Source organism: Streptomyces sp. LUP47B (assembly GCF_001746295.1).
Classification (GTDB): Bacteria; Actinomycetota; Actinomycetes; order Streptomycetales; family Streptomycetaceae; genus Streptomyces.
On sequence record NZ_MJAH01000001.1, the window covers coordinates 1,272,620 to 1,298,506 of the forward strand.

At 72.0% G+C, this 25,887-nt stretch carries 24 protein-coding genes; 12 read left to right on the plus strand and 12 right to left on the minus strand.

Features of this window, described 5'->3' with window-relative positions:
• Positions 1-256: 256 nt before the first annotated feature.
• The 6 genes from BFN33_RS05655 (at position 257) to BFN33_RS05680 (ending at position 7,411) form a co-directional block, all read left to right on the plus strand.
• Positions 257-1,630 (plus strand): Tat pathway signal sequence domain protein, encoded by a 1,374-nt coding sequence (locus BFN33_RS05655; RefSeq protein WP_069758669.1) that lies wholly within the window; start codon positions 257-259, stop codon positions 1,628-1,630.
• 245 nt (positions 1,631-1,875) lie between these two features.
• The gene (gene efeU, locus BFN33_RS05660; protein WP_069758670.1) at positions 1,876-3,921 is read left to right on the plus strand and encodes an iron uptake transporter permease EfeU; all 2,046 of its coding nucleotides are present in this window, start codon (positions 1,876-1,878) and stop codon (positions 3,919-3,921) included.
• A gap of 38 nt (positions 3,922-3,959) precedes the next feature.
• Complete coding sequence (efeB, locus tag BFN33_RS05665; protein ID WP_069758965.1) at positions 3,960-5,231, plus strand: iron uptake transporter deferrochelatase/peroxidase subunit; 1,272 nt, start codon at positions 3,960-3,962, stop codon at positions 5,229-5,231.
• Between the two features lie 147 nt (positions 5,232-5,378).
• The gene (gene dhaK, locus BFN33_RS05670) at positions 5,379-6,371 is read left to right on the plus strand and encodes a dihydroxyacetone kinase subunit DhaK (RefSeq protein WP_069758671.1); all 993 of its coding nucleotides are present in this window, start codon (positions 5,379-5,381) and stop codon (positions 6,369-6,371) included.
• Positions 6,372-6,408: 37 nt separating this feature from the next.
• Positions 6,409-7,008 (plus strand): dihydroxyacetone kinase subunit DhaL, encoded by a 600-nt coding sequence (dhaL, locus tag BFN33_RS05675; RefSeq protein WP_069758672.1) that lies wholly within the window; start codon positions 6,409-6,411, stop codon positions 7,006-7,008.
• Positions 7,001-7,411: a PTS-dependent dihydroxyacetone kinase phosphotransferase subunit DhaM gene (locus BFN33_RS05680; protein WP_069758673.1), complete on the plus strand. Its 411-nt coding sequence runs from the start codon at positions 7,001-7,003 to the stop codon at positions 7,409-7,411. The genes dhaL and BFN33_RS05680 overlap by 8 nt, the downstream gene beginning before the upstream one ends.
• A 56-nt stretch (positions 7,412-7,467) precedes the next feature.
• On the opposite strand, the gene BFN33_RS05685 is transcribed toward BFN33_RS05680, so the two are convergent.
• Entirely contained in the window at positions 7,468-8,106 is a 639-nt protein-coding gene (locus tag BFN33_RS05685; RefSeq protein ID WP_069758674.1) for a TetR/AcrR family transcriptional regulator, read from the minus strand.
• Positions 8,107-8,267: 161 nt separating this feature from the next.
• Here BFN33_RS05685 and BFN33_RS05690 point away from each other — a divergent pair, with 161 nt between their 5' ends.
• Positions 8,268-9,029 carry an SDR family NAD(P)-dependent oxidoreductase gene (locus BFN33_RS05690; RefSeq protein WP_069758675.1) on the plus strand — a complete coding sequence of 254 codons (762 nt, stop codon included), beginning with the start codon at positions 8,268-8,270 and terminating at the stop codon, positions 9,027-9,029.
• Positions 9,030-9,042: 13 nt separating this feature from the next.
• Here the strand turns inward: BFN33_RS05690 and BFN33_RS05695 are convergent, their stop codons facing one another.
• Positions 9,043-9,738: a glycoside hydrolase family 75 protein gene (locus BFN33_RS05695; RefSeq protein WP_069758676.1), complete on the minus strand. Its 696-nt coding sequence runs from the start codon at positions 9,736-9,738 to the stop codon at positions 9,043-9,045.
• A 348-nt stretch (positions 9,739-10,086) separates the two neighbouring features.
• Between BFN33_RS05695 and BFN33_RS05700 the strand changes: the two genes are divergently transcribed.
• Together BFN33_RS05700 and BFN33_RS05705 are read left to right on the plus strand one after the other, a co-directional pair.
• Complete coding sequence (locus BFN33_RS05700; RefSeq protein WP_069758677.1) at positions 10,087-11,076, plus strand: fibronectin type III domain-containing protein; 990 nt, start codon at positions 10,087-10,089, stop codon at positions 11,074-11,076.
• Between the two features lie 167 nt (positions 11,077-11,243).
• The gene (locus BFN33_RS05705; protein ID WP_069758678.1) at positions 11,244-11,795 is read left to right on the plus strand and encodes a hypothetical protein; all 552 of its coding nucleotides are present in this window, start codon (positions 11,244-11,246) and stop codon (positions 11,793-11,795) included.
• A 25-nt stretch (positions 11,796-11,820) separates the two neighbouring features.
• Here the strand turns inward: BFN33_RS05705 and BFN33_RS05710 are convergent, their stop codons facing one another.
• The 6 genes from BFN33_RS05710 to BFN33_RS05735 form a co-directional block, all read right to left on the minus strand.
• On the minus strand, positions 11,821-12,363 hold the full coding sequence (locus BFN33_RS05710) for a PadR family transcriptional regulator (protein ID WP_069758679.1): 543 nt from the start codon (positions 12,361-12,363) through the stop codon (positions 11,821-11,823).
• A gap of 22 nt (positions 12,364-12,385) precedes the next feature.
• Positions 12,386-14,401 (minus strand): NADPH-dependent 2,4-dienoyl-CoA reductase, encoded by a 2,016-nt coding sequence (locus BFN33_RS05715; protein ID WP_069758680.1) that lies wholly within the window; start codon positions 14,399-14,401, stop codon positions 12,386-12,388.
• A gap of 239 nt (positions 14,402-14,640) precedes the next feature.
• Positions 14,641-15,009: a hypothetical protein gene (locus BFN33_RS05720; RefSeq protein ID WP_069758681.1), complete on the minus strand. Its 369-nt coding sequence runs from the start codon at positions 15,007-15,009 to the stop codon at positions 14,641-14,643.
• Positions 15,010-15,117: 108 nt separating this feature from the next.
• Positions 15,118-15,387: a DUF3040 domain-containing protein gene (locus BFN33_RS05725; RefSeq protein WP_069758682.1), complete on the minus strand. Its 270-nt coding sequence runs from the start codon at positions 15,385-15,387 to the stop codon at positions 15,118-15,120.
• A 20-nt stretch (positions 15,388-15,407) separates the two neighbouring features.
• The gene (locus BFN33_RS05730; RefSeq protein WP_069758683.1) at positions 15,408-16,643 is read right to left on the minus strand and encodes a cation:proton antiporter; all 1,236 of its coding nucleotides are present in this window, start codon (positions 16,641-16,643) and stop codon (positions 15,408-15,410) included.
• Between the two features lie 178 nt (positions 16,644-16,821).
• Complete coding sequence (locus BFN33_RS05735; RefSeq protein ID WP_069758684.1) at positions 16,822-17,697, minus strand: hypothetical protein; 876 nt, start codon at positions 17,695-17,697, stop codon at positions 16,822-16,824.
• A gap of 261 nt (positions 17,698-17,958) precedes the next feature.
• Between BFN33_RS05735 and BFN33_RS05740 the strand changes: the two genes are divergently transcribed.
• Positions 17,959-20,040 (plus strand): SpoIIE family protein phosphatase, encoded by a 2,082-nt coding sequence (locus BFN33_RS05740; RefSeq protein ID WP_069758685.1) that lies wholly within the window; start codon positions 17,959-17,961, stop codon positions 20,038-20,040.
• Positions 20,041-20,358: 318 nt separating this feature from the next.
• On the opposite strand, the gene BFN33_RS05745 is transcribed toward BFN33_RS05740, so the two are convergent.
• The gene (locus tag BFN33_RS05745) at positions 20,359-21,606 is read right to left on the minus strand and encodes an MFS transporter (RefSeq protein WP_069758686.1); all 1,248 of its coding nucleotides are present in this window, start codon (positions 21,604-21,606) and stop codon (positions 20,359-20,361) included.
• 132 nt (positions 21,607-21,738) lie between these two features.
• Between BFN33_RS05745 and BFN33_RS05750 the strand changes: the two genes are divergently transcribed.
• The gene (locus BFN33_RS05750; RefSeq protein WP_069758687.1) at positions 21,739-22,665 is read left to right on the plus strand and encodes a LysR family transcriptional regulator; all 927 of its coding nucleotides are present in this window, start codon (positions 21,739-21,741) and stop codon (positions 22,663-22,665) included.
• Here the strand turns inward: BFN33_RS05750 and BFN33_RS05755 are convergent.
• Positions 22,662-23,453 carry a putative protein N(5)-glutamine methyltransferase gene (locus BFN33_RS05755; protein ID WP_069758688.1) on the minus strand — a complete coding sequence of 264 codons (792 nt, stop codon included), beginning with the start codon at positions 23,451-23,453 and terminating at the stop codon, positions 22,662-22,664. The two genes, BFN33_RS05750 and BFN33_RS05755, sit on opposite strands and share 4 nt — an antisense overlap.
• A gap of 217 nt (positions 23,454-23,670) precedes the next feature.
• Here BFN33_RS05755 and BFN33_RS05760 point away from each other — a divergent pair, with 217 nt between their 5' ends.
• Positions 23,671-24,099 carry a MarR family winged helix-turn-helix transcriptional regulator gene (locus BFN33_RS05760; RefSeq protein WP_069758689.1) on the plus strand — a complete coding sequence of 143 codons (429 nt, stop codon included), beginning with the start codon at positions 23,671-23,673 and terminating at the stop codon, positions 24,097-24,099.
• A 6-nt stretch (positions 24,100-24,105) separates the two neighbouring features.
• Here BFN33_RS05760 and BFN33_RS05765 read toward each other — a convergent pair whose 3' ends face one another.
• Positions 24,106-24,816: a GNAT family N-acetyltransferase gene (locus BFN33_RS05765; RefSeq protein WP_069758690.1), complete on the minus strand. Its 711-nt coding sequence runs from the start codon at positions 24,814-24,816 to the stop codon at positions 24,106-24,108.
• The gene (locus tag BFN33_RS05770; protein WP_069758691.1) at positions 24,813-25,739 is read right to left on the minus strand and encodes an NADP-dependent oxidoreductase; all 927 of its coding nucleotides are present in this window, start codon (positions 25,737-25,739) and stop codon (positions 24,813-24,815) included. The genes BFN33_RS05765 and BFN33_RS05770 overlap by 4 nt, the downstream gene beginning before the upstream one ends.
• Positions 25,740-25,887: the final 148 nt, after the last annotated feature.

Genomic DNA, 25,887 nt, shown 5'->3' on the forward strand with positions numbered 1-25,887 from the left:
CGGTCCGCCGGGGCTGGGGCAGCGCGACGGCAGCTGTCATGGAGCCGTCTCCGCAGCGGTCCGGCGCCCGCGCACGGTCGGACGGCGCCGTCTGCTGATCGACCCCTGATCGCGTCCCCTCGCGCGATCGTCGCTTCTTCCAGGCGCCAACTGCTGTTCGGATCACAAGCGTTGACCCACCCCTGGACCGACAGCAGAATGATCCCGCCACTGTGAGAGCGCTCTCACGGCTCGCTCGTACCTCCCGAGGAGACCCATGACAGGCCGCCCCCGCCCACCCCTCAGCCGCCGTACGCTCATCGGGACAGGTCTCGGTGTCGCGGTCCTCGCCGCGGCCGGCACCGGCACGGCCCGCGCCGCGCAGAACCCCTCCGCGGCCTCCGCGCCACGGCGTGCGCAGGCTTTCCTCGCCGCCGCCATGGACGCCTACCCGGACCACGGCACGATCCGGCTCACCCAGAGCTACACGGACCAGGCGGGACTGTTCAGCACGGCGTTCACGTACGACAACGCCCTCGCGATCCTGGCCCAACTCGCCTGCCCCGCGGGCGAGTCGCGGGCCGTGGCCCTCGGTGACGCGCTGCTGTACGCCCAGGCCCACGACCCGGCGTACGACGACGGCCGACTGCGGCAGGCGTACAACGTCGGGCCGTACACCTTCTACGACGGCTCCCCGCAGCCGGACGGGTTCGTCAAGGCGGACGGCACGGCCAACGTCGGTACGCAGTTCGGCTTCACCGGGACCGCCGTGGGCGACATGGCCTGGGCCGGTATCGCGCTCGGCGCGCTCGCCGGGCGCACCGGTGAACGGCGCTTCCTCACCGGCGCGGTGCGGATCGGCGAGTGGATCGAGCGGGTGGGACGTACCGACGAACCGCTCGGCGGCTACAAGTTCGGTGTCGACGGGGCGAACCAGAGACTGCCGTTCACCTCGACCGAGCACAACACCGACCTGGTCGGCCTGTTCGGGCGGCTCGCCAAGCTGACCGGGGACAAGGTCTGGCGGGAGCGCCGTGCGCGGGCCGGAGCGTTCGTCGAGAAGATGTGGGAGCCGTCGGGGGGCTTCTTCTACACGGGCAGCAACGACGGTGTGACGATCAACAAGTCCCCGATCCCGGAGGACACCCAGACCTGGACCCACCTCGCCCTGGCCTCCCCGGCCCACTCCCGCTCCCTCGACTGGGCCGCGAGCGAGCTGGCCGCGCTGGACACGGCCGACCGCCCCAACAGCACGGTCCCCTCCGGTCAGTCCTACGAGGGCGTCACCTTCAGTTCCGCGAGCCTGCTGGCGAACGAGGGTGCCCCCATCGCCGACGGCCAGCCCCGGCCGGACCGCAACGGCGTCTGGTTCGAGGGCACCGCCCACCTCGCGCTCGCCCTGCGCCACCGGGGACACCCCGGCGACGAGAAGCGCGCCCGCCGCCTCCTCACCTCGATCGAACGCGCCCAGGGCCTCCTCGGCACTGCCCAGACCATCGGCGGCACGGCCCTCCCCGCCCGCGCCGGGGTCGTCTCGGCGAGCAGCCCGCTCGACACCGGCTTCGGGTTCGGCTACTACCCCTACCGGCACACCGGCGCCACCGCCTGGTACCTCCTGGCCGCGGCCGGCGCCAATCCGCTGGCAGCCTGACTCCCCGCCCGGTCACCACGGGTTCGGCAGGCGGCGCGCGGCATTGAGTTCGGCATCGCGCCGCCTGAACTCGCGCTGCCAGCGATCTTTGCTGCCCCATTGCGCGGACATGACCGGATAACTGCTGATCCATGACCGGACAGCGGCAGACCCGCACGCATGATGGTCGGCGTAGGTAAGGCGTGCCTTCGCTAACCAGCGACGACGGCGGCCGAGGTCAACTGTCAGGAAGGGTAGCCGCGGCCATGTGGGACGACGCGTTTCCGAGCTTTCTCATCGGGCTGAGGGAGGGTCTCGAGGCCGGGCTCATCGTCTCCGTTCTCATCGCCACGTTGGTGCGCTCCGGTGCCCGGTCCCGGCTGCCGCAGGTGTGGACGGGCGTCCTGGCCGCGATTTCCCTCGCGCTGAGTTTCGGCGCGGTGCTGACCTTCACCGCCGCGTCCCTGTCCGCCACCGCCCAGGAGGCGTTCGGCGGCGCGCTGAGCGTGGTGGCCGTCGGGTTCGTCACCGCGATGGTGTTCTGGATGCGCCGCTCGGCGCGCACCTTCTCCAGCGAGATCCGGGAGAAGGTCACCGGAGCGCTGGGCATGGGCGCGGGCATGCTGATCGTCACCTCGTTCCTGGCGGTGGGCCGCGAGGGCCTGGAGACCGCGCTGTTCCTGTGGACCACGGCCCGCGCGGCCGGCGAGTCCGCGGGCCCGCTGACCGGCGCCGGGATCGGCCTGGTCCTCGCGGCGGGCCTGTGCTGGGGGCTGTACCGCCGTGTCCTGCACATCAACCTGACGAAGTTCTTCACCGCCACCGGCGCCGTCCTGATCGTGATCGCGGCCGGCGTGCTCGGGTACGGGCTGCGCGACCTCCAGGAGGGCAGAGTGCTGCCCGGCGGGACGTCGTACGCCGTCGATCTCGGCGGCAGCGTGGACGCGGGGGCCTGGTACAGCACCCTGGTGCAGGGCGTGTTCAACCTGACGCCGACCATGACCTGGCTGCAGGTGGCCGGGTACGCCGGCTATCTCGCCGTCGTGATGACGCTCTTCCTGCGCGGCGCGTCGACCCGGCCGGCGGACCCCGCCCCGAAGGCACCGCAGACGAAGGCACCGCGGACGAAGCCCGCCGGTATGCCATCCGCCCGCCGTCGCCCCGCCTGGGTGGCCCCCGTCGCGGTCGTCGCCGCACCCGCCGTACTGGCGGGAGCAGTTGTCGCCCTCGGTGGTTCCCGGCCCGCCGGTGCCCAGACCGTGGCCGTGTCGGAGACGGACTGCGGCAAGGGCTTCACCGCGCCGAAGGCCGGGCGGCAGACCTTCCGGATGCGCAACACCGGCGACAGAACCTCTGAGGTGTACCTCGTCGACCCGGGCACCGGCGCAGTCTACGGAGAGGTCGAGGGCCTCGCTCCCGGCACCACGCGTGACCTGGTGGCGACCGTCGCGGGCGGCACGTACGCCTGGCGCTGTGTGGCCGGCAGCGGCAAGGCGGTCACCTCCCGCGCGGTCCGGGTCACGGGTGGCGGTGGAACGACGGCCATCGTGCCCGTCTCCGCCCAGGACCTCGCCGCGCCCCTCAAGTCGTACAAGGCATACGTCGACCACGGTCTGGCCGCCCTCGTCACCCAGGCTCACCGGCTCAGCGACGACGTCACGGCCGGCCGTCTCGGTGCGGCCCGCGCCGACTGGCTGACCGCGCAGCGCACCTACGCCTCGCTCGGTGCCGCCTACGGCACGTTCGAGGCCTACGACCAGAAGATCGACGGACGGCCCGACGGGCTTCCCGGCGGAGTGCACGACAAGGACTTCACAGGCTTCCGCCGGATCGAGTACGGCCTCTGGCACGGTCAGAGCGCGAGCGAACTGACCGCGCCCGCCCAGCAACTCGCCGCCGACGCCGCCGGGCTGCGCAAAGCCTTCCCCACCCAGGACTTCGACCCCGGCGACCTGCCCCTACGCGCCCACGAGATCCTGGAGAACACCCTCCAGTTCGAACTGACCGGCGACGCCGACCAGGGCAGCGGCACCGAACTCGCCACCGCCGACGCCAACATCACCGGCACCCGCGAACTCCTCACCGTACTGCGGCCGTTGCTGACCTCTCGTGCTCCGCACCTGCTCCCCACCGTCGACGCGGACCTCGCCCGGCTGCAGAAGCTCCTCGACTCCGCGCACCACAGCGGGAGTTGGACCCCGGTCGATCGTCTCGAGGCGACCGCGCGGGCGCGGCTGAACGGGGCCACCGGGCAGCTTCTGGAGGATCTCTCGCCGGTGCCGGACCTGCTGGAGATCAGGAAGTCCGCGTGATGAGCCACGACCGCGAGCACCCCGAAGGGAACCACCTCATGCCGTCCACCGAAGCGTCAGGCTGTCCTGCGGGTGCCGGCCGCCGCTCCTTCGTGCGGACGGCCCTCGGTGCCTCGGCCGCGGGCGCGGCACTGGCCGGCGGCGCCTTCGCGCTGAGCGCGAGCGGCGGCACGACCGAGGCGCAGGCCGCGGACACCTCCGGCACCGCGAAGGTGCCCTTCCACGGCGCCCACCAGGCGGGCATCCTCACCCCGGCACCGGCCGCGGCGACCTTCGTCTCCTTCGACGTCATCACCGACGACCGCGCACAACTGGCCGACCTGCTGCGGACGTTGACAACACGCACCCGCTTCCTCACCTCCGGCGGCACCCCCGCCGACCTCGGTGTCGGTGCCCCACCCTCCGACAACGGCATCCTCGGCCCGGACGTCCCCGCCGACGCCCTCACCGTCACCGTGGGTGTCGGAGCCTCGCTCTTCGACGACCGCTACGGCCTCGCGAAGGCGAAGCCGCGCCGGCTCACCCCGATGCGGACGTTCCCGAACGACAACCTGGACCCGGCCGCCTGCCACGGCGACCTGTCGCTGCAACTCTGCGCCGCCCGCCAGGACACGGTGCTGCACGCCCTGCGCGACATCGCCAAGCACACCCGAGGCGCGATGCAGATCAAGTGGCGCGTCGACGGCTTCCAGAACGTCCCCCGCCCCAGCGGCGCCCAGCGCAACCTCCTCGGCTTCAAGGACGGCATCGCCAACCCGGAGGTGACCTCGGCCCGTGAGATGAACCGGCTCGTGTGGGTCGGGGCCGGACAGGGCGAGCCGGCCTGGGCGACCGGCGGCTCCTACCAGGTCATCCGCGTCATCCGGATGCTCGTCGAGTTCTGGGACCGGGTCTCGCTGACCGAACAGGAGCTGATGTTCGGCCGCCGCAAGGACACCGGCGCCCCGCTCGACGGTGCCAAGGAGACCGACGTCCCGCGCTACGCCAAGGATCCGCACGGCACCGCGATACCCCTCGACGCCCACATCCGCCTCGCCAACCCGCGCACCAGCAGGACCGACAACTCCCGCGTCCTGCGCCGGGGTTACAACTACGACCGCGGGATCGACGACGTCGGCAATCTGGACATGGGCCTGGCCTTCTGCTGCTACCAGCAGGACGTACAGCGCCAGTTCGAGGCCACCCAGACCCGTCTGATCGACGAACCCCTCGTCGACTACATCTCCCCGACCGGCGGCGGCTACTTCTTCGCCCTGCCCGGCGTCCGCGACTCCACCGACTGGCTGGGCCGGGAACTGCTCACGGCGTGAGGTGCCGGTGCGGACGCGGCACTCGGCTTCGAGCCACGGGCTGTCGGACCGACCCGCCGACGGCATTGTCGGCTACTGGCCACACTGGTTCTGAACTGTTAGAACGCAGACGACGAGCCCATCTGCCATCCTGACCCGGAGGAACCCATGAAGATGCTGATCAATGTCCCGGAAACCGTGGTCGCGGACGCCCTGCGCGGTATGGCGGCCGCCCATCCCGAATTGACCGTGGATGTCGAGAACCGTGTGATCGTACGGCGGGACGCTCCCGTCGCCGGGCAGGTCGGCCTGATCTCCGGTGGTGGCTCGGGGCACGAGCCGCTGCACGGCGGTTTTGTGGGACCCGGCATGCTGTCCGCGGCCTGCCCGGGCGAGGTGTTCACGTCCCCGGTGCCGGACCAGATGGTGCGGGCGGCGGCCGCCGTGGACAGTGGGGCCGGTGTGCTGTTCATCGTGAAGAATTACACGGGGGACGTGCTGAACTTCGACATGGCGGCCGAGCTCGCCGAGGACGAGGGCATTCAGGTTGCGAAGGTCCTGGTCAACGATGACGTGGCGGTGACCGACAGTCTCTACACGGCCGGCCGGCGGGGCACCGGCGCCACCCTGTTCGTGGAGAAGATCGCGGGCGCCGCGGCGGCGGAGGGGCAGCCGCTGGAGCGGGTTGAGGCGATCGCCCGGCAGGTCAACGAGAACTCGCGGAGTTTCGGCGTCGCGCTGAGCGCCTGCACCACGCCCGCCAAGGGCAGCCCCACTTTCGATCTGCCGGCCGGCGAGCTGGAGCTTGGGGTCGGCATCCACGGTGAGCCCGGCCGGGAGCGGCGGGCCATGATGACCTCGCGGGAGATCGCCGATTTCTCGGTGCACGCGATCCTGGACGACATGAGCCCACGCAATCCCGTCCTCGTCCTGGTCAACGGCATGGGAGCCACCCCGCTCCTGGAGCTGTACGGCTTCAACGCCGAGGTGCAGCGGGGGCTCACCGAGCGCGGCGTCGCCGTCGCCCGCACACTGGTCGGCAACTACGTCACCTCGCTCGACATGGCCGGCGCCTCGGTCACGCTGTGCCAGGTGGACGAGGAGCTGCTGCGGCTGTGGGACGCGCCGGTGAAGACGCCGGGGCTGCGCTGGGGAGTGTGAGCAAGCGAGCAACGTACCGACCACGCAAGGAGATCCAGTGCTCGACGCCGACTTCTTCCGCCGTTGGATGACGGCGACCGCCGCTTCTGTGGACCGCGAGGCGGAACGGCTCACCGCTCTCGACTCCCCCATCGGGGACGCCGACCACGGCAGCAACCTTCAGCGCGGTTTCACCGCGGTGGCCGCGACCCTGGAGGAGGAGACCCCGGACACCCCGGGGGCGGTCCTCACCCTCGCCGGACGCCGGCTCATCTCGACGGTCGGCGGCGCTTCGGGGCCCCTGTACGGGACGCTGCTGCGGCGCACCGGCAAGGCACTCGGCGACGCCGGCGAGGTCAGTGAGGAACAGCTCGCCGAGGCGCTGCGGGCGGGGGTGGAGGCGGTCATGACGCTGGGCGGGGCCGCCCCGGGCGACAAGACCATGATCGACACGCTGGTGCCTGCCGTCGACGCGCTCGGCACCGGCTTCGCCGCGGCCCGGACGGCCGCCGAGCAGGCAGCTTTGGCCACCACGCCGTTGCAGGCCCGCAAGGGCAGGGCGAGCTATCTCGGCGAGCGCAGCATCGGCCACCAGGACCCTGGCGCGACCTCGGCCGCGCTGCTGATCGCCGCGCTCGCGGAGGTCTCAGGTGAGTGACGGAAAGCTGGTCGGAATCGTGCTGGTGTCGCACAGCGCGGAGGTCGCCGCGTCCGTCGCGGAGCTGGCGAAGGGGCTCGCGGGCGGTGGCGCGGAGGTGCCCGTCGTGGCGGCCGGGGGCACCGAGGGCGGCGGACTCGGTACGAGTGCGGAGCTGATCGCCGGCGCCGCCGCGACCGTGGACCGGGGAGCCGGGATCGCCGTTCTGGCCGACCTCGGCAGCGCGGTGCTCACGGTCAAGGCGCTGCTGGCGGAGGGTGACGAGCTCCCGGACGGCACCCGCCTGGTGGACGCTCCGTTCGTCGAGGGGGCGGTGGCCGCGGTCGTCACGGCGGCGACGGGAGCGGACCTCGGGGCGGTGGAGGCGGCCGCCGCGGAGGCGTACAGCTACCGGAAGGTCTGACGGCTCCTGCCACAGCCCTGACCGGGCCGCCACAGCCGCGTCCGATCCCACAACCCCTATCCGATCCCTCCCGCCGCGACGGCGAGGGCCGAGCGCAGGGTGTCCATCAGCTCGGTCTCCGCCGTCGCGCCATCGGTGCCTGCGTCGGCGGTGCGCCACGCGTGGTGCTCGACCGCCGCGCGCAGGACCGCGTTGAACATGGCCGCCTGGATCCTCGGTTCGAGTCCGTCCGCGGGGAGTCGGGCGCGCTCGGCCAGCGCGCGGGCGAACGCCGGCTCCGCCTCGTCGTACGTCTGGAGCCAGACGGCGCGCAGGCCCGGCTCGGTGCGGGTCAGGCGGACCAGGTCGCCGACCGTGGCCCGTTCGAGTCCGCCGATCACGCCGATCTCGGTTGCCAGGGTCCGGTCGAAGAGCCGCTCCAGGGGCTCGTCCGGCGCCCACTCCCGCAGCAGGGCTGCGATCAGCTCGATGCCCTCCGAGAAGAGCGGGCTCACGCAGCTCTCCTTGCTGGGGAAGTAACGCCACACGGTCCGTGCGGAGACGCCGACCGCCTGTCCGATCTGTTCACCGGTGGTGGCCGCCACGCCCTGGGTGACGAACAGCTCCACGGCGGCCCGGGCGATCTCCAGCCGTGTCTCGGCCTTGCGCTCCTCGGTGAGAGGCGGTCGTCCGGTGCGTCCGCGTGTTGCGGTCATCAGTTCCTCCGGCTCCGGTGATCACGGTGATCATGTGTCCGTGCTCCCGGGAATTCTCCCTCAGGATTTTATGTCACTCACCGACATTAAGTCGTATGGTGGCGACAGCGCAGGGGCGGAGTGCCCACGCGGAACCATGCACCGAACGACGGGAGCACCCCATGGCCGAGGAATTCGAGGGACGCGGCGTCATCGTCACCGGAGCGGGTTCAGGCATCGGGCGCGCGACAGCCCTTGCCTTCGCCGCCCGGGGCGCCCGGGTCCTGGTCGCGGACCTCAACGCCGTGGCCGCGGAGACCGTCGTCAAGGAGATCGCCGAGGCGGGCGGCACGGCGGTCGCCGTCACGGGCGACCTCAGCGAGCAGTCCGTGGTGGACCAGGTGACGCGAACCGCCGTGGAGCGGTTCGGCGGCGTGGACGTCCTGGTGAACAACGCCGGGATCATGGACCGCATGTCGGCGCTCGCGGACGTGAGCGACGCGGAGTGGGAGCGGGTCCTACGGGTAAACCTGACCGCGCCTTTCCTGCTCACCCGGGCCGTACTCCCGCACATGCTGGCGGCGGGCAAGGGCGCGATCGTGAACACCGCCTCCGAGGCGGGCCTGCGCGGCAGCACGGCGGGCGCCGCCTACACCGCCTCGAAGCACGGGGTGGTCGGGCTGACGAAGAACCTCGCGGTGATGTACCGCAAGCAAGGGATCCGCGCGAACGCCATCGCCCCGGGCGGTACCGCCACCTCCATCGTCGTGGACGCCGACCAGGAGGCCCACGGCCCGGCGGCACTGGGCCCGCACTTCGTCAATGCGGGCCGTTTGGCCGAGCCCGAGGAGCAGGCCGCCGCGATCGTGTTCCTCGCCTCGGACGCGGCGAGCAACATCAACGGCGTGGTCCTGCCCGTGGACGACGGCTGGTCGGCTGTCTGACGGATTCGCCCCGTCATTTACCCACGAACAGTCTCGCCAGCCGCTCCCCCGTCGCGACGGCGGCGGCATGGTCCTCGATCGGCTTCACCTGCGCGTTTTTGAAGACGATGTAGGTGACACCGGAGGGCGCTCCGCCGCCGCGCGGATCGGAACGGATCCCGAGGGCCTTCGCGGTGGCGTAGGACGCCTCGCCGATGATGTGTTCCGGACCCACGTCCCCGACGACGGCGTACTGCACCCGGTCCCCGTACACGACGGCCGCGACCGCGCCGCCGCGCACGCCGTGATCGCGGTAGTCCCAGATCCCGCTCGCAGCCGGTACCACGATGTACGGCAGGCTTTCGGCGCTCAGGTAGCGGCCGTCGGACTGCTGGTAGGCGGTGGCGTCGGAGAACAGCGGGTCGGTGCGGCGGTTGCAGTGGCTGCCGGGCCGGCCGTCGCAGTCGATGTCCATGTCGGCCTTCCAGAAGACGGCCTCCTTGGTGCCGCAGACCGGGATGGTCGCGGCCGTGCCGTCGTCACTGCGGTAGCGGCCGTGTGAGACGGGAGCGCACTCCCGCACCCTGGCGAGGAGGTCGGCGGCCTCGACGTCGCCCTCGTGGCGCACCGTCGGCCCTGTCCGGGCGTCGGCGAGTTCCGTGGCGGGGGACGTCGTCGGGGCGAGCAGAGCGGCACTTGCCACGGCCAGCGTCAGCGACTGGACACGCACGATAAGGGACCCTCTCCTTGGAGGCATCGACGAGCACTCAGCCCAATCTGATGCCGTCTCAGCGATGCGGCCACCGTAGGGGTCCGGACGGGGCAGGACCGGGAGCCCGGGCCCTCGACGAACCCGGGCCTCCCGGCCGCCCGTACGGCGCGGGGACAGCGACGACAGCGGCCCGCGCCACCAGCACGAACTCCCTTTTCCTCATGGGGCGTTCGGCCGTGAAGACATTCAGCATACGTAACCCTCCCGAGCCCCGGCCCGCATGGTCCGCGCTCTTGATATGAACGCGCGGCGGCGCCATATTGGTCCGGACCATTGCAGTGATGTCCTGGCCGGGGAGGCAACGACGTGCCCGTTCCCCTACGGCGTTCCGCGCTGCTCTGCGCACTGCTCGCGCTGCTCGTCTCCTGCGCGTGGGGCGGGGCCGACGACGGCGAGAGCGGCCCGCTGCCCGCCGCACCCGTGGGTGTCACCGCCGCCGCGGGCAGCGCGACCAGCGTGCACGTGATGTGGAACGCCGTGTCCTCCGAGGCGGGCATCCACGGCTACGAGGTATATCGCGGCACCACGAAGGTTCAGGAGGTGCCGGGTTCGCAGCACATGGTGGATGTCACCAGGCTCAGGCCCGCCACCCCGTATGTCTTCAGCGTGCGGGCCCGCGACACGGAGGGACGCCTCGGCCCGCCCAGCCGTGAGGTACGGGCGACGACTCCGGCGGCCACGGCGGCCGACCGTTCCGCCCCGACACGCCCCGGCGAACTGCGGGGCCGGACGGCGGGCAGCCGGGCCGTCCAGCTGATGTGGGGCGCCTCGGCGGACGACCGGGACGTGGTGTCGTACGACATCTATCAGGGCGATACGAAGATCCACAGTGTGGGCGGCGCCCAGACGGCGGCCGTGGTCACCGGGCTGCGTCCTGGCACCCGGTACTCCTTCACCGTCCGGGCCCGGGACGCGGCCGACAACATGTCGCCGGCCGGGAACAGCGTCCGTCTGACCACACCGGGCAGCGACGACGGCCGGGGCACCGCTCCGACGGACTTCCGTGCGACCGCGCGACGGGAGACCGACGGCGCGTACTACCTCGACCTGGCCTGGGCGCCGCCCGAGACCGACGGCGTCGTCACGGAGTACCAGGTGCACCTGGACGGCAGAGCGGCCACCTCGCTGGTGTTCGGCGGGACGCCTCCGCGCGGGAGGGCGACGTACAGCTTCTACCTGGGACGCGAGGCCGGGCAGAGCCACCGGGTGCGGATCCGGGCGCGGCTGCCCGACGGCACCTGGGGCGGACTGTCGGCCGAGAGGACGGTGACGACGGGCCGGGCCGGTGAGCGGTGACGGCTCCTCACGCCTGCGCCGGACGGGGGAGCCCGTCACCTGGCCGGCGGCGCTCCGCATGCGGGCCGGTCCGTATGCACGTTGGCTCTCCCTGAGGCAGCACGGCCCTTCCCCCACCTCGGCGGCGCCACGGATGTACCGCCAACCGTGCCGCCGGAGGGCAGTCCATGCGCACTACTCAGCTTCTTCTCCGCTCCGGCCTGACCGTCGCGGCCGTCGCCGCGCTGCCGCTCGCCCTGACCGCCGGGCCGGCCGCCGCCGCGTCGGGCATCTCCGTGAGCACCTCCGGATCCACGGTCTCCGTCACGACCACGACATGCTCCCGCACCGCGGCCACCGGCGGCTGGGGCACCGCCTCGCTTCTCACCAGCAGCCAGGCGAACTTCAGCCAGGGCCGGCAGGTGGCCCTGTCGGGAACCACCTCACTGCAGTCCGCGGCCTGGTCGAGCGTGAGTCCCGGGACGTACACCGTCATCGTGAGGTGCGCCTTCAACAACAGCACCGCGGGCACCCAGTCGATCATCGTCTCGGGGACGGCGACGCCCACGATCTCGGCGACGGCCACGGCCTCCCCGTCCCGCGGTGTCATGGGCGGCCTGGGCGGCGCCACCAAGGACTACGGCACCCTGACCCTGGCGGTCGGCGGCGGCCTGGTGGCGATCGGCGGGGTGGCCACGGCCTGGTTCCTGCGCCGCCGGTCACGGCCGTACCGCCTCTGAAAGCGTTCGGCTGCCTCCGGAAGCCTCAGCTGTCCGGGAGTTCGGCGAACTCCTCCAGTGCCTCGGTGAGCCACTGCGTCCAGAAGGTCTCCAGTTCGATGCCCGCGCGCAGGACCAGGTGCTGAAGCCTGGCCTGCGCGCTGTCGTTTCCGGGCGGGAAGTCGCGCTTCTGGATCTCCTCGTACTCGGCCAACTGCCGCCGGTGCAGGTCGAGATGGCGGCGCAGGTCGGCTTCGAGACCCTGCGTGCCGACGACGGCCGCCGCGCGCAGCCGCAGCAGCAGCGTGTCCCGGTGCGGCTTGGGGTCCTGCGCTGCGGCCGTCCAGCGTTCGAGTTCGGCGCGGCCCGCGGGCAGGACCTCGTAGGTCTTCTTCTGCCCCCGGGTCGGCCGGTCCGCGGGCAGGGCCCGGATCAGGCCCTCGGCCTCGAGTTTTCCCAGCTCGCGATAGATCTGCTGGTGCGAGGCCGACCAGAAGTAGCCGATCGACCTGTCGAACCGGCGGGTCAGGTCCAGCCCCGCCGACGGCCTTTCGAGCAGAGCGGTGAGGATCGCGTGCGGGAGTGACATGGAGTCATCCTAGGGAGGCCCCCTAGAGGGCGGCCGCGACCTCGGTGCCCTGCTTGATCGCCCGCTTGGCGTCCAGCTCGGCGGCCACGTCGGCCCCGCCGATCAGGTGCGCGCTGCGGCCCGCGGCGACGAGCTCCTCGTACAGGTCCCGGCGCGGGTCCTGCCCGGTGCACAGCACGACGGTGTCGACCTCCAGGACCGTGCTCTCCTCGCCGACGGTGACGTGCAGTCCGGCGTCGTCGATACGGTCGTAGCGCACACCCGGGACCATGGTGACGCCCCGGTGCTTGAGCTCGGTGCGGTGGATCCAGCCGGTGGTCTTGCCGAGCCCGGCGCCGACCTTGCCGGTCTTGCGCTGGAGAAGGTGCACGGTGCGCGGCGGGGCGGGACGTTCCGGGGCCGCCAGTCCGCCGGGTGCCGTGTAGTCCATGTCGACGCCCCACTGGCGGAAGTACGTCTCGGGGTTCTCGTGCGCCTTGTCGCCGCCGTCGGTGAGGAACTCGGCGACGTCGAAGCCGATGCCCCCGGCGCCGAGGATCGCCACCCGGTCGCCGACGGGGGCACCGTCGCGCAGGACATCGAGGTAGCCCACCACGCTGGGGTGGTCGACGCCCGGGATGTCGGGGGTGCGCGGGGTGACGCCGGTGGCGACGACGACCTCGTCGTAGGCGGACAAGTCCCCCGCGTCCACGGGGGTGTTCAGCCGTACGGCCACGCCGTGGGCGTCGAGCTGGTGGCGGAAGTAGCGGATCGTCTCGTCGAACTCCTGCTTGCCGGGGACCCGGCGGGCCACGTTGAGCTGGCCGCCGATCTCGCTCGCGGCGTCGAAGAGCGTGACGTCATGGCCGCGTTCGGCGGCGGACACGGCGCAGGCGAGTCCCGCCGGGCCGGCTCCGACGACCGCCACGCGCTTGCGCAGCCGGGTCGGGGACAGCACCAGTTCGGTCTCGTGGCAGGCGCGCGGGTTGACCAGGCAGGAGGTGATCTTCCCGCTGAAGGTGTGGTCGAGACAGGCCTGGTTGCAGCCGATGCAGGTGTTGATGGCCTCGGGACGGCCCTCGGCCGCCTTGTTCACGAACTCCGGATCGGCGAGCATCGGGCGGGCCATCGACACCATGTCCGCGTACCCTTCGGCGAGCAACTCCTCGGCCAGCTCAGGGGTGTTGATGCGGTTGGTGGTGACGAGCGGGATCGACACCTCGCCCATCAGCCGTTTCGTCACCCAGGTGTAGGCGCCGCGCGGCACCGAGGTCGCGATGGTGGGGATGCGGGCCTCGTGCCAGCCGATGCCGGTGTTGATGATCGTGGCCCCGGCGGCCTCGACGGCCTTGGCGAGCGTGATCACCTCGTCCAGCGTCGAGCCGCCCGGAACGAGGTCCAGCATGGACAGCCGGTAGACGATGATGAAGTCCTCGCCGACGGCCTCGCGCACCCGCCGCACGATCTCCACGGGAAAGCGCATGCGGTTCTCGTACGACCCGCCCCAGCGGTCGGTGCGGTGGTTGGTCTGCGCGGCGATGAACTCGTTGATGAGGTAGCCCTCGGAGCCCATGATCTCCACGCCGTCGTAGCCGGCCTGCCGGGCGAGGCGGGCGGCGCGGGCGTAGTCGCCGATGGTCCGCTCGACCTCGGCGTCGGTGAGTTCGCGGGGCGGGAAGGGGCTGATCGGCGCCTGGAGGGGGCTGGGGGCGACGAGGTCCTGGTGGTAGGCGTACCGGCCGAAGTGCAGGATCTGCATCGCGATCCGGCCGCCCTCGCGATGGACGGCCTCGGTGACGGCCCGGTGCTGCTCGGCCTCCGCGTCGGTGGTGAGCTTGGCGCCGCCCTCGCCGGGCCGGCCCTCGTCGTTGGGCGCGATGCCGCCGGTGACGATCAGGCCCACTCCCCCGCGCGCTCGCTCCGCGTAGAAGGCGGCCATGCGCTCGAAGCCGAGCTCGGCCTCTTCCAGGCCCACGTGCATGGAGCCCATCAGGACGCGGTTGGGCAGCGTGGTGAAGCCCAGGTCGAGCGGGTTGAGCAGGTGCGGGTAACGGCTCATGGGGCCCCTCCGTCGCGGTCTCGTGCCCCTCTGTTGTAGAGGACCGCGCCATCTTTGTGCAACTAGTTGCACAACCAGGGAGGGGTGATACGGACCACGCCGGTGCCCTCAGGCGTCTGTGTCGTTGTCGCCGTCGATCTGCGCGACCTCGATTCCCTCGCCGCGATGGTGGCCGGTCGCGCCCCGGTGCGGAAAGGGCGCGACCGGCCACCACGGCGCCGCGGAAGAACAACCAGCCGTCAACGACTCTCGAGCCGCACATGCAGCTCCCGCTCCTGATCCCCCGACGCGGACGCGAGGTCCCGCACCGTGAACATCGAGTCCAACGTCTTCCGGAGCCTCTCGATGGCCCAATAACCTCCCTGCGCATCCGCCTCGACCGAGGACGACAACGGCGCCGGCGGCGGACATGAACGCGCTTCCGTCACTTCGAACGTCCCCAGCCACACCATCGGCCGCGACTCGTGAAGCTGCTGCGGCACCTCGTTGGCCCCCCGGTCGGACTCGAAGCACGCGGCCAGCGTGTCGAAGACGATCCGGGCGTCCTCCTTGCTGCAACCGCTGATCTCCAGGGAGACGGACTCCTCGTGCGCTCGTTCACGATCCATCGTGATCGCTCCTCTCGTGGCGATGACCGGACCGCCGGGTTCCCCGCGAACCGCGCCACACCCTCAGAAAAGCACCACCTTTCGCGGAGCACTACCGGCGGCGGGGGGTCAGCGAGGCGGGCGATCCCGGTGCGGGTCGAACAAGGGGACGGCGATACCGGCGAGCACCAGGCCCGCGGCCACGAGAATGCCCTCGGGCAAAGCCATCCCCGCGGCCAGGAGGCTCACCGCGAAGGCAAGGCTCCCCCAGGCGCGGGTACGCCGGTACTCGCGGGGCCGGGCGGGGCGGCCCGACCCCAGTGCGCGGGTGAACCGTGGGTCGTCACGCTCCAGCCGGGCCGCGAGATCGACCAGGTGTTCGTCGTCGGGCTGGCGCATGGCTCCTCCTTCGCGGGGCCCTACCGTTCGGCGTCAGTCCCCACCGCGACCGGGACCGGCTCCGGTGTGACGTCGTCCCCCTGCTCCCGGGCACGACGTGACCCCAGCACCCGGGCCGGCAGATGGGCCCGCCCCGCGGCCACCGGGCCGAGAACGGCCAGGACAAGGACATACCCGGCGATGAACGGCGCCAGACGTGCGTCGAGTCCCGCACTGGCCGCCATCGCGCCGAGGATCAGGGCGAACTCCCCCCGGGCGACGAGAGTCGTGGCGATGTCGGCCGCGGGGTGGGCGCCGTAGCCGTAGAGACGGGCGACGAGCAGGCCCGCGACGACGTTCATGACGACGGTGACGGCCGCCGCGGCGGCGACGGGTCCGGCGACGGACGTGACGACCCCGGGGTCGATGGACAGCCCGAAGGCGAAGAAGAAAATCGCGGCGAAAGCGTCGCGCAGCGGGTGCACCAGTCGGCGGATGCGAGGGCCTGAGGGCGTGCCCGCCAGGATCAGTCCCACCATGAAGGCACCGATCGCGTCGGCGACGCCGAGGACCTCGGAGACTCCGGCGACGAGGACCGCGGCGCCGAGGAAGCTGATGACCAGGAGTTCGTCGTCGCGGACATGGATCAACCGGCCGATCCAGCGCGTCCCGTACCGGGCGGCGACGGCCAGCACCAGCAGGAACCCGAAGGCCTTGCCCGCTTGCAGGAGCACCTCCAGCGGCCCGCGCGCGCCGCTGATGACCGGCTGGAGCGCGGCGAGGTAGAGCGCGAGGAAGATGTCCTCCACCACGATCACGCCGAGGATCAGCCGAGTCTCGGGCCGGCCGATCCGCCCCAGGTCGATGAGGATCTTGGTGACGATCGCGGACGAGGAGATGCCGAGGACCCCGGCGAGCACCAGTGCCTCCCGGGTTCCCCAGCCCAGGGCGAACCCGAAGCCGAGACCGGCGCCGACGTTCGCCAGGAGGTAGATGCCGCCCGCGGCGAGCAGGCGCCTGCCGCCGGTGCGCAGGTCGTCGACGTGGAACTCCAGCCCCAGGTAGAACAGCAGCAGCACCAGGCCGAGCGCGGAGAGCATCTCGAAGTCGTGCGCGTCCTCGACGAGGACGAGGCCCGGGGTGTGCGGGCCGAGCAGGATGCCGGCGAGCATGAACAGCGGGATGGTCGGCAGTCCGATGCGGCCGCCGAGGCGGGCGAGGAACGCGGCGGCCAGGAAGGCGCCGCCCATGGCGAGCAGGGTGTCAGCGTGTCCCATGGTTCACCTCCCGCGAGGGCGCGGAAGGACGTGCGGGCCGTGCTTCACGGGGATGGATGCGGGATCTCCCTTTGTATGTCGGGGTGTTCGTGTCACCCACCGTCACATCCGGCCGCAGGGCCCCGCCATCGGTGCCGACCCTCATTTCCGCAAGGGCCGGCACCCGCCCGTGAAGGGCTCAACTCCTGGTGAAGCGGTACGTCTTGCTGTCCGTCAGCACACAGAAGCCCGGTGAGACGACGATCACACGCAGGGTTCCGGTACGGCGGTCGTAGTCGATGCCCTCCGCCTCGAACTCGCCCGAGCAGGAGCTCCTGAGGGGCAGTTGGCGCAGTGCCGTGACATGGCCGGTGACGTTCGCCGAGCCGGTCGGGGCGGCGGACAGGTCGATCTGGAGGAGCGGCTTGGTGTAGCCGAAGAGCGTGCCCGCCGGGTCGTCGGAGGAGCACAGCAACTGGGTGGCGCTCAGGAAGTCGCAGCCCTGTACGTCGCGGACGGCGTGGTCGAGGGTGACGGTGGCCGCCTGCGGAAGGTTCGCCGAGGGCGAGGTGCTCGCGTTGACGCCGGGCGTGGGGAAGACCAGGAAGCGGGTCATGGTGCCCCATTCACCGGAGAGCATCCACTGTCCGTCGGGTGAGATCGCGACCCAGGAGTTGTTGAGCGCCTCCCCGGAGCTGAGGGTGTGGACGTACTCGGACCAGGTGCCGTCCGGGGCCTGTACGCGGTACATCTTCGCGGTGCCGGAGTCGGCCTGGTAGGGCTCGATGTAGTGGCCGTCGTAGGAGGCGTCCGGGTCGCCCACGTGGTTCCAGCCGCGGCTGGAGACGCCGAGGGGGATGGTGCCGATGCCGGTGTACCGGTTGGCCGATCCGGCAGGGACCTCCACCGACGTCAGACCCTGACTCTCGGTGAGCGGGTTGGCCCGGTCGGAGCCGGACTCCGTCCAGGTGTCGGCGGCCGAGGCCGGCGGGGCGGCGGCCAGGAGGGCCGTCGCTGTAAGGGTGACGAGTGCGGCGAGGAGCGCGTGACAACGCTGTCTGGCGCGCAGGGGCATGGATGACTCCTGAGGCTCCTGGGACGGGGTGAGGTGGGTCGGCGGACAGTCTGGCGCCCCCACGACGGTCATGTACAGGCCAATCGAATGAACAAGCGGACTTCGTCACCGCGTCGGACTTCACCGGACGCGCGCCCCCGTGTTGAGGGATGGTGGAAGAACACGACCGCGTGGTCACGGAGACGGTTGAGCGCGGTAGAACAAGGGGAGTCGGCACGGGGGTACGGCGTGCCGCGAGGACGGTCTAAGGCGGTTCGTGCAATGGGTGCAGCCGGAATACCCGCGGCCGAGGGCGCAGAGCCCCCGCGCGGGGCGGTACGGCCGAGCGGGCTGCTCGACGAGTTGGGCATGGCCTCGGTGGTCCTGGACGCCGAGGGACGCATCGTGCTGTGGAGCCCGCAGGCCGAGCAGCTGTTCGGCTACAGCGCCCGGGAGGCGCTGGGGCAGTACGCGGCCCATCTGATGATCCACGAACAGCATGCCGACCTGGTCGTCAAACTGTTCGCCGACGTCATGGAGACCGGGCAGAGCTGGGCCGGCGCCTTCCCCGTCCGGCACAAGGACGGCGGCACCAAGCTGGTCGAGTTCCGCAACATGCGGCTGCTGGACGACCACGGGGACGTCTACGCGCTGGGACTGTGCGCCGACCAGCAGACCGTGCGCCGCCTGGAGCGGGACGTGGCGCTCTCGACACGCATGATCTCGCAGTCCCCGATCGGGCTGGCCGTGCTGGACACCGAGCTGCGATACGTCTCGGTGAATCCGGCCCTGGAGCAGCTGAACGGTGTGCCGGCCGAGGAACACGTCGGACGGAAGATCGGCGAGGTCCTGCCACATCTCGACGTGGCCGCCTTCGAGGCCGCCGCCCGCGAGGTACTGCGCACCGGCACACCGCTCGTCGACCAGCACACGGTCGGGTACACACCCGCGGACCCGGACACGGAACACGCCTGGTCGGTCTCGCTGTACCGCCTCGAGGACGCGCTGGGGACCGTCCTGGGAGTGGCCGGCTCGGTGCTGGACGTCACCGAACAGCATCTGGCCACCATGGAGGTCGAGACGGCCCGGCGCCGCCTCGCGCTCGTCGCCGACGCCTCCGCCCGTATCGGCACCACCCTCGACCTGGACCGCACCGCGCGTGAGCTGGCCGACGTGGCCGTACCCGAGCTCGCGGACGTGGCGGCCGTGGACCTGCTGGAGGCGGTGGTGCAGGGCAGACCCAGCACCCTCGGCCCGACCGAGCCCGCCGTGATGCGTCCCCTGGCCGTCGACGCGGCCGGTGCCCCGGAGGTGCTGGGCGCGGCCGATCCGCCCGGGCAGGTCGCCCGCTACGCTCCCGAGCGCCTGGTCACCGAGTGCGTCCGCACGGGCAGCCCGGTCCTGGTGGCGCAGGTCGGGCCGGACGACCTCGCCCGTATCGCCCGCTCACCGGAGGCGGCCGCGCTGCTGGCCAAGGCCGGTGTGCACTCCTATCTGGCCGTACCGCTGATCGCGCGAGGCGAGGTGCTCGGCGCCCTCGACCTCAAACGCGCCCACAATCCGGAACCGTTCGGCGAGGACGACCTGCTGCTCGCGCGGGAGCTGGCGGCCCGCGCGGCGGTGCAGATCGACAACGCCCGCTGGTACCAGGACGCCCGCAACACCGCTCTCACCCTGCAGCGCAGCCTGCTGCCAAGCCACCCCTCCGTGACCGGCGGCCTGGAGGTCGCCTCCCGCTACCAGCCCGCGGGCGCCACCGCCGAGGTCGGCGGCGACTGGTTCGACGTGATCCCACTGGGCGAGGGCAAGACCGCCCTGGTCGTGGGTGACGTGATGGGCAGCGGCATCACCGCCGCCGCGACCATGGGCCGGCTGCGCACCGCGACGAACACCCTGGCCTCCCTCGACCTCGACCCGGCCAAACTTCTCGAACACCTCGACCGGATCACCGAGGACCTGGACCACTCCATCGCCACCTGCGTCTACGCCGTGCACGATCCGCGACTCGGACAGTGCCGGATCGCCAACGCCGGGCACCTGCCTCCGGTACGGCTGCGCCCCGGCCGGCCGCCCGAGCTGCTCGAACTGCCCACCGGGGCGCCCCTGGGCGTGGGCGGTGTCGCCTTCTCCACGACCACCGTCGACCTCGCACCCGGCGACCGGCTCGTCCTGTACACGGACGGTCTCGTCGAGACGCGGCAGCATCCACTCGACGAGCGCCTGGACGCCCTCCTCGACCTGCTCGACGGCCCCGACGGTCCGCTGGAGGAGGTCTGCGACCTGCTGCTGCGCACACTGCACCAGCCCGACAACTCCGACGACGTGGCGCTGCTGATCGCTCGCGTGCAGACGCCGGTGACCTGACGGGGTCTGCCCTCACCGGTACCTACAGGCGTCCTGGCCGCCGGCGGCACCACCCATACGTCCCTACGGCGGTACGACTCCGAGGCGGCCTCCTGGTCGCAGTCACCGGACGGCAGGAGACCGCGGTTCAGCGGGCACGTCGAGGAGATCGACGGCGGCCGGGTCGCCGTAAGCAGCGACACCAGGGTCGTCGGCGGCGGCACCTCCGAAACGGTGGGACCGGCAGGCTCACCGCGGTGACACCAGGACCACCGCCCAGGGCTTGACCGGCACCTGCGAGAACGGCCCCTCCTCGGCGGGCCTCCCGGCACGGCGGCGTCAGGTGGACCCGGCCGAGGAGGGCAGGGCGTCCCGACTCGTCTCGGGGACGGTGGCGGGCCGTCGGGGCAGCAGGAGCGGGGTGGCCAGCAGCAGCACACCAGCCAGCGCGATCGCCTCACGGGTTCCGGTGAAGGTGGCCAGCAGGCCCCACAGAGCGGTCAGGGCCGCGGTGGTCAGCTTGCCGGTGACCGACCAGGCCGAGAGGGTGCGGACCACGCGGTCCGTCGGCGTCATCTCCAGCCGGAAGGTGGAGAACACCGGGCTGAAGACCGCGCTGGAGGTGATCACTCCGAGTTCGACGGCCATCACGAGCAGCAGCCCGGCGGTGCCGGGGCCGACGAAGGCCAGGCCGAGCGGCCAGCACGCGCGCAGGACGCCCGAGACGAGCAGGACGCGGTGCCGTCCGAACCGGACCACCAGGGGGCGCGCGATCCGTGAGCCGAGCAGGCCCCCGAGACAGGGCACCGAGAAGGCGAGGGCGTACTGCCAGGGGGCGAAGCCCAGCGGGCCGAGCATGAGGACGGTCAGCAGCGGCACCGGCACCATGATCAGGGCGTTGACCAGGACCGTGTTGAAGAACAGCGGGCGCAGGGCGGGACTGGCCAGGATGTACCGCCAGCCCTCCAGGAGGGATCCCTTCGCCGCCCCGGTGGGCACGGGCCGTGGCTCGCCGCCACCGATCGCCCGGATCCCCAGCGCCGACAGCAGATAGCTGACGGCGTCGGCCAGCAGGGTCGTCACAGGACCGAAGAGGCCGATGGCGGCACCGCCGAGGGGAGGCCCGATCACGATGGCGGTCCAGTTCGTGGCCTCGAACCGCCCGTTGGCGATCAACAGGTCGTCCCCGCCGACGAGGGACTTGAGGAAGGCTCCCGAGGCGGCGCCGAAGGTGATGTCGGCCGCCGCCACGACCACCGACACGGCCAGCAGCTGGACGAAACCGAGCACACCGAGCGCGTACGCGGCGGGCACGCTCAGCAGGGCGGCGAACCGGACGAGGTCCATCGTGACCATCACCGGTCTTTTGCGGCGGAACTCCACCCAGGGTCCGAGCGGCACCGCCATCGCGGCCCCGACCGCGAGCCCCACGGCCGCCAGCGCAGACACCGCGGCAGGGCCGGCGTGCAGCACCAGGACGGCGACGAGCGGGAAAGCGCCGAACGACAACGAGGTGCCGAACGCACTGACCGCGTAGGCCGCCCACAGCCACCCGAACCGCCGCCCCAGCGACCGCCTCCCACCCACGCCGATACCTCCTCGTCGACAACCGCACGTTGACCGAAGCCATCCAACCGACTGCCGGGCACGCAGATCAAACAACCACGGCACCGACGCTCCACAACCCCGGGTTGTGCCTTGACGGCCTAGGCTTCCGGCATGGATCTCGATGCCGTGCGCACCTTCGTCGCCGTGGCGGACGCGGGGCGGTTCCAGGAGGCCGCCGACCGGCTGGCGGTCACCCAGCAGGCCGTGTCGAAGCGGGTCGCCGCGCTGGAGAAAGACCTGGGGGCGCGGCTGTTCACCCGCACCCCGCGCGGTGCCCGGCTCACCATCGACGGACAGGCGTTCCTGCCCCACGCCCGCGAACTGCTCCGGGCCGCGGAACGGGCGGCCGCTTCGGTACGGCCGGGCAGCCGGGCCCTGCGTGTGGACGTGATCGGCCGCCGCCTCGCGCCGGCCGAACTGCTGCGCGCGTTCCACCGCACGCACCCCGACATCGAGCTCGACGTCGTCACCCTCTTCGACGCCGACACGGCCGTCGCCGCACTCCGGTCCGGCACGATCGACGCCACCTTCCGCGCGATCCCGCACTCCGCGGGGCAGTCGACCGACGGTATCGAGTCCGTACGGGTCTACGACGAGCCGGTCCAACTGCTCACCGGCCCCGACCACGCGCTCGCGGGAGCCCGCTCGGTGGAACCCGCCCGACTGGCCGGGCACCGCATCTGGATGCCCGGCCTGGTCACCGGCACCGAGTGGGGTACCTACTACGACGACCTCGCCGCCGCCTTCGGCCTCACCATCGAGGTCACCGGCCCCGACTTCGGCACCGACCCCCTTCTCGACACCATCGCCGACTCCCCGGCCCTGGCGACCCTCGTCGGCGAGCTGACCCGTCTGGTCTGGCCGTCCGACCAGGACCTGCGCCGCATCCCGGTGCACGGGCCCACGCCGGTCTACCCTCACTCCCTGATCTGGCGCGCCGACAATTCCCATCCGGCACTCGCCGCCCTCCGGGCACACCTGCACGCCACCCGGCCCGAGCCGCCGGGCGTGGGGACGTGGGCGCCTGGCTGGGCCTAGCCCCTGGTGCCGATCACGACGTGGGCGTAGCGCTCCTCGGAGACCGTGAGGCGGGGTGTCAGGCCGCTTTGGGTGAACGCGTCGATGGCGGCGGAGGCCTGGCGTTCGCTGGTCTCGACGAGGAGGCAGCCGCCGGGGGCGAGCCAACGAGGGGCCTCGGTGGCGACGCGGCGCAGGATGTCCAGGCCGTCCGCGCCGCCGTCGAGGGCGACCAGGGGCTCGTGGTCGCGGGCCTCGGCGGGGAGGAGGGCGACCTCGTCGGTCGGAACGTAGGGGACGTTGGCGGCGAGGATGTCCACACGGCCGCGCAGGTCGGCGGGGAGGGCGTCGAAGAGGTCGCCGGTGTGGGCCCGGCCGCCCGCGTCGGCGGTGTTGCGGCGGGCGCAGTCCACCGCGACCGGGTCGATGTCGGCGGCGTGCAGCTCGATGGGGCCCAGCGCGGCGGCGAGCGCGGCGCCGACCGCACCCGAGCCGCAGCACAGGTCCACGACGACCGAGGCGTCCGGCGCCTGGGCGAGGGCCTGTTCGACGAGGAACTCGGTGCGCCGGCGGGGCACGAAGACGCCGGGGCCGACGCTGATGCGCAGTCCTCGGAACTCCGCCCAGCCGACGACGAGTTCGAGGGGGTGGCCGGTGACCCGCCGGTCCACCATGCCGGCCAGTTCGCCGGGGGTGCGGGCGGCGGTGAGGATCAGCCGGGCCTCGTCCTCGGCGAAGACACAGCCCGCGGTGCGGAGTGCGGCGACGACGGAGTCGGCAGAGGTGAAGCGGGGAGAGAGTGAAGGCATGGAAGCCGAGAGCCTTTCGTGAGCCGAAGGGCGCTCCCGCGGTCACCTACAGGCGGTGATCCGCGCCGATTCGAGGAGGGAGCACCCGATCTGACACAGCGTTGATGGGTCTCACCTCCTTGGTCCCGCACGGCTGGGACCGCCCTCAGCCGGAGCGCCACCCTACCCCAGAACGGCACGAGTTGTACTCTACAACCAGTACTGCGAGGGAGGTCAGATGGAAGCAGCCACGGCCGTGGAGACGATCCAGCGCGAGATGACGGTCTTCGCGCGACGGGCCCGGGCCTCGGCGGGCCGTCTGCACCCCGAGCTGTCGCTGGTGTCGTACACGCTCCTCGGGCATCTGGAGGAGCGCGACGGCTGCCGCGCCACCGACCTGGCCGCCCACTACGCCCTGGACAAGTCCACGGTGAGCCGCCAGGTCAGCGCTCTGGAGCGGGCCGGCCTCGTCGAACGCCGCCAGGACCCGGAGGACCACCGGGTCCTGGTACTCCATCTGACCGAGGCGGGCCGCCGCATCCTGGGCCAGGTCACCGTGAGCCGCCGAGCGGCCGTCGGCGAGCGGCTCGCGGACTGGTCGCAGGAGGACCTGGAGCGGTTCGCCGGGTACCTGGTGCGATACAACGCCTGGCCGCACTCCGGCTGACGGTTTCTAGGACACCGCCTCCGGCAACCGCTCGGGCACCCGTGCGGCGAGGAAGGCGGTGGTGCGCCGGAGCCGGAAGCCGAGGGACTCGTAGAGCCGGATGGCACCGGTGTTCTGCGCGCCGGTGTGCAGGAACGGGGTCTCGCCGCGCTCGCGTATGCCGTGCGCGACGGCCAGGATCAGCCGGGTCGCGAGGCCCTGACCGCGGACGGCGGGGTCGGTGCAGACCGCGCTGATCTCGGTCCAGCCCGGCGGGTGCAGCCGCTCCCCCGCCATTGCGACGAGCGCGCCGTCCCGGCGTATGCCCAGGTAGGTGCCCATCTCTATGGTGCGGGGCAGAAAGGGTCCGGGCCGGGTCCGTTCGATGAGGTCGAGGATCTCGGGGACGTCTGCGGGCCCGAGGCGGACCGCCTCCGGGTCGGGTGCGGTGGTGAGGCCGTCGTCGACCAGTTGTACGCCCTCGACGTGGAACGTGATCTCCCACCCCACCGGGAGCTGTCCCGCGTAGGCCGTCAGCGGCACCTCGGCGCCGGGGCCCGCGAGCGCCGCCAGGTCGGCCCAGTCGCCGGCGTCGGGCGCGTCGGGCATGGCCAGCCACGGCGAGACGTCGACGGGATAACGCAGGACCCGGCCGCGCTTCTCGGCGAAGTGGGCGTGCGGGCCGGTCAGGGAGGCGAGGGCGGGGTTGTCGAGGACGTGCGGGGCGCCGGCGGTCATCGCGCGACCTCGACGACCGTCTTGCCGCGGGCGTGGCCTTCCTCGACCGCGCGCAGCGCCTCGCCGGCGCGGTCGAGGGGAAACGTTTCGGTGATGTGCGGGTCCAGGTCGCCCTTGAGCACGAGCCGCGCCAGCTCCTCCAGTACGGCAGCGTTGCGGGCCCGCGCCACACGGGTACCGCCCAGCCGCCGCACGTCCTCCTCCGGGGCACCGGCGGTGATCAGCCTCGTCCGGTCGGTGAGCAACTCGGCGGCCTCGGCGAGCACTTCGCCGCCGACGAGGTCGTACACCCCGTCGATGCCGTCCGGCGCGGCCGCCCGGGCCCGCTCGGCCCAGTCCGGCCCGGAGGGGACGTGGTCGGCGCCGAGCGACTGGACGAAGCCCTTCTTGCCCTCGCTCGCGACGCCGACCACGCGGAGTCCGAAGGCACGGGCGATCTGCACGACCGCCGCGCCGACTCCCCCGCCCGCGCCGGTCACCAGCAGCGTCGCGCCCGCGGGCAGATTGAGCTGGCGGACGCCGTCGTAGGCGGTCGCGGCGGCGACGGGCAGGGTGGCGGCGGCCGCGTGGGACAGTTCGGCGGGCTTGTGCGCGGCGATGGCGACCGGCACCAGGGTGTACTCGGCGTAGCCCCCGTCGAGCGTGTTGCCGAAGACCTCGTCCCCGACCGCGAACCCCTCGACACCCTCGCCGAGCTCCGCCACGACACCGGAGACCTCGCTGCCGAGCACCGCGGGGAAGGCTCGCTCACCGCTGTCGCCGGGCCGCCGGTAGCCCGAGCGGATCTTCCAGTCGACGGGGTTCACGCCCGCCGCACGGACGGCCACCAGGAGCTGACCGGGTCCGGGACTCGGCCGGTCCACGTCCACGAACGCCTCGGTCTCCGGTCCGCCGTACCGCGTGAAGACGTACGCCTTGGGCATCTGCTTCCTCGCTCTCCTCGCACTGTCACCGGGCCACCGGCCCCGCACTCCAGCGCCAAGGAGCGGCGCGCGACGGCTATTCCCGGCTCCGCGCAGTGTTCATACGGCCGCAATGATCGGGGCACTGACCTGGGACGGAGCACGCGCG

Coding starts and splice junctions, on each gene's coding strand:
- BFN33_RS05720 (WP_069758681.1), bottom strand. CDS start 15,009: ATGGATCGTGAACGAGCGCACGAGGAGTCCGTCTCCCTGGAGATCAGC.
- BFN33_RS05760 (WP_069758689.1), top strand. CDS start 23,671: ATGGAAGCAGCCACGGCCGTGGAGACGATCCAGCGCGAGATGACGGTC.
- BFN33_RS05715 (WP_069758680.1), bottom strand. CDS start 14,401: ATGAGCCGTTACCCGCACCTGCTCAACCCGCTCGACCTGGGCTTCACC.
- dhaK (WP_069758671.1), top strand. CDS start 5,379: ATGAAGATGCTGATCAATGTCCCGGAAACCGTGGTCGCGGACGCCCTG.
- BFN33_RS05730 (WP_069758683.1), bottom strand. CDS start 16,643: ATGGGACACGCTGACACCCTGCTCGCCATGGGCGGCGCCTTCCTGGCC.
- efeU (WP_069758670.1), top strand. CDS start 1,876: ATGTGGGACGACGCGTTTCCGAGCTTTCTCATCGGGCTGAGGGAGGGT.
- BFN33_RS05655 (WP_069758669.1), top strand. CDS start 257: ATGACAGGCCGCCCCCGCCCACCCCTCAGCCGCCGTACGCTCATCGGG.
- BFN33_RS05725 (WP_069758682.1), bottom strand. CDS start 15,387: ATGCGCCAGCCCGACGACGAACACCTGGTCGATCTCGCGGCCCGGCTG.
- BFN33_RS05705 (WP_069758678.1), top strand. CDS start 11,244: ATGCGCACTACTCAGCTTCTTCTCCGCTCCGGCCTGACCGTCGCGGCC.
- BFN33_RS05750 (WP_069758687.1), top strand. CDS start 21,739: ATGGATCTCGATGCCGTGCGCACCTTCGTCGCCGTGGCGGACGCGGGG.
- BFN33_RS05710 (WP_069758679.1), bottom strand. CDS start 12,363: ATGTCACTCCCGCACGCGATCCTCACCGCTCTGCTCGAAAGGCCGTCG.
- efeB (WP_069758965.1), top strand. CDS start 3,960: ATGCCGTCCACCGAAGCGTCAGGCTGTCCTGCGGGTGCCGGCCGCCGC.
- BFN33_RS05735 (WP_069758684.1), bottom strand. CDS start 17,697: ATGCCCCTGCGCGCCAGACAGCGTTGTCACGCGCTCCTCGCCGCACTC.
- BFN33_RS05685 (WP_069758674.1), bottom strand. CDS start 8,106: ATGACCGCAACACGCGGACGCACCGGACGACCGCCTCTCACCGAGGAG.
- BFN33_RS05740 (WP_069758685.1), top strand. CDS start 17,959: ATGGGTGCAGCCGGAATACCCGCGGCCGAGGGCGCAGAGCCCCCGCGC.
- BFN33_RS05765 (WP_069758690.1), bottom strand. CDS start 24,816: ATGACCGCCGGCGCCCCGCACGTCCTCGACAACCCCGCCCTCGCCTCC.
- BFN33_RS05770 (WP_069758691.1), bottom strand. CDS start 25,739: ATGCCCAAGGCGTACGTCTTCACGCGGTACGGCGGACCGGAGACCGAG.
- BFN33_RS05755 (WP_069758688.1), bottom strand. CDS start 23,453: ATGCCTTCACTCTCTCCCCGCTTCACCTCTGCCGACTCCGTCGTCGCC.
- BFN33_RS05690 (WP_069758675.1), top strand. CDS start 8,268: ATGGCCGAGGAATTCGAGGGACGCGGCGTCATCGTCACCGGAGCGGGT.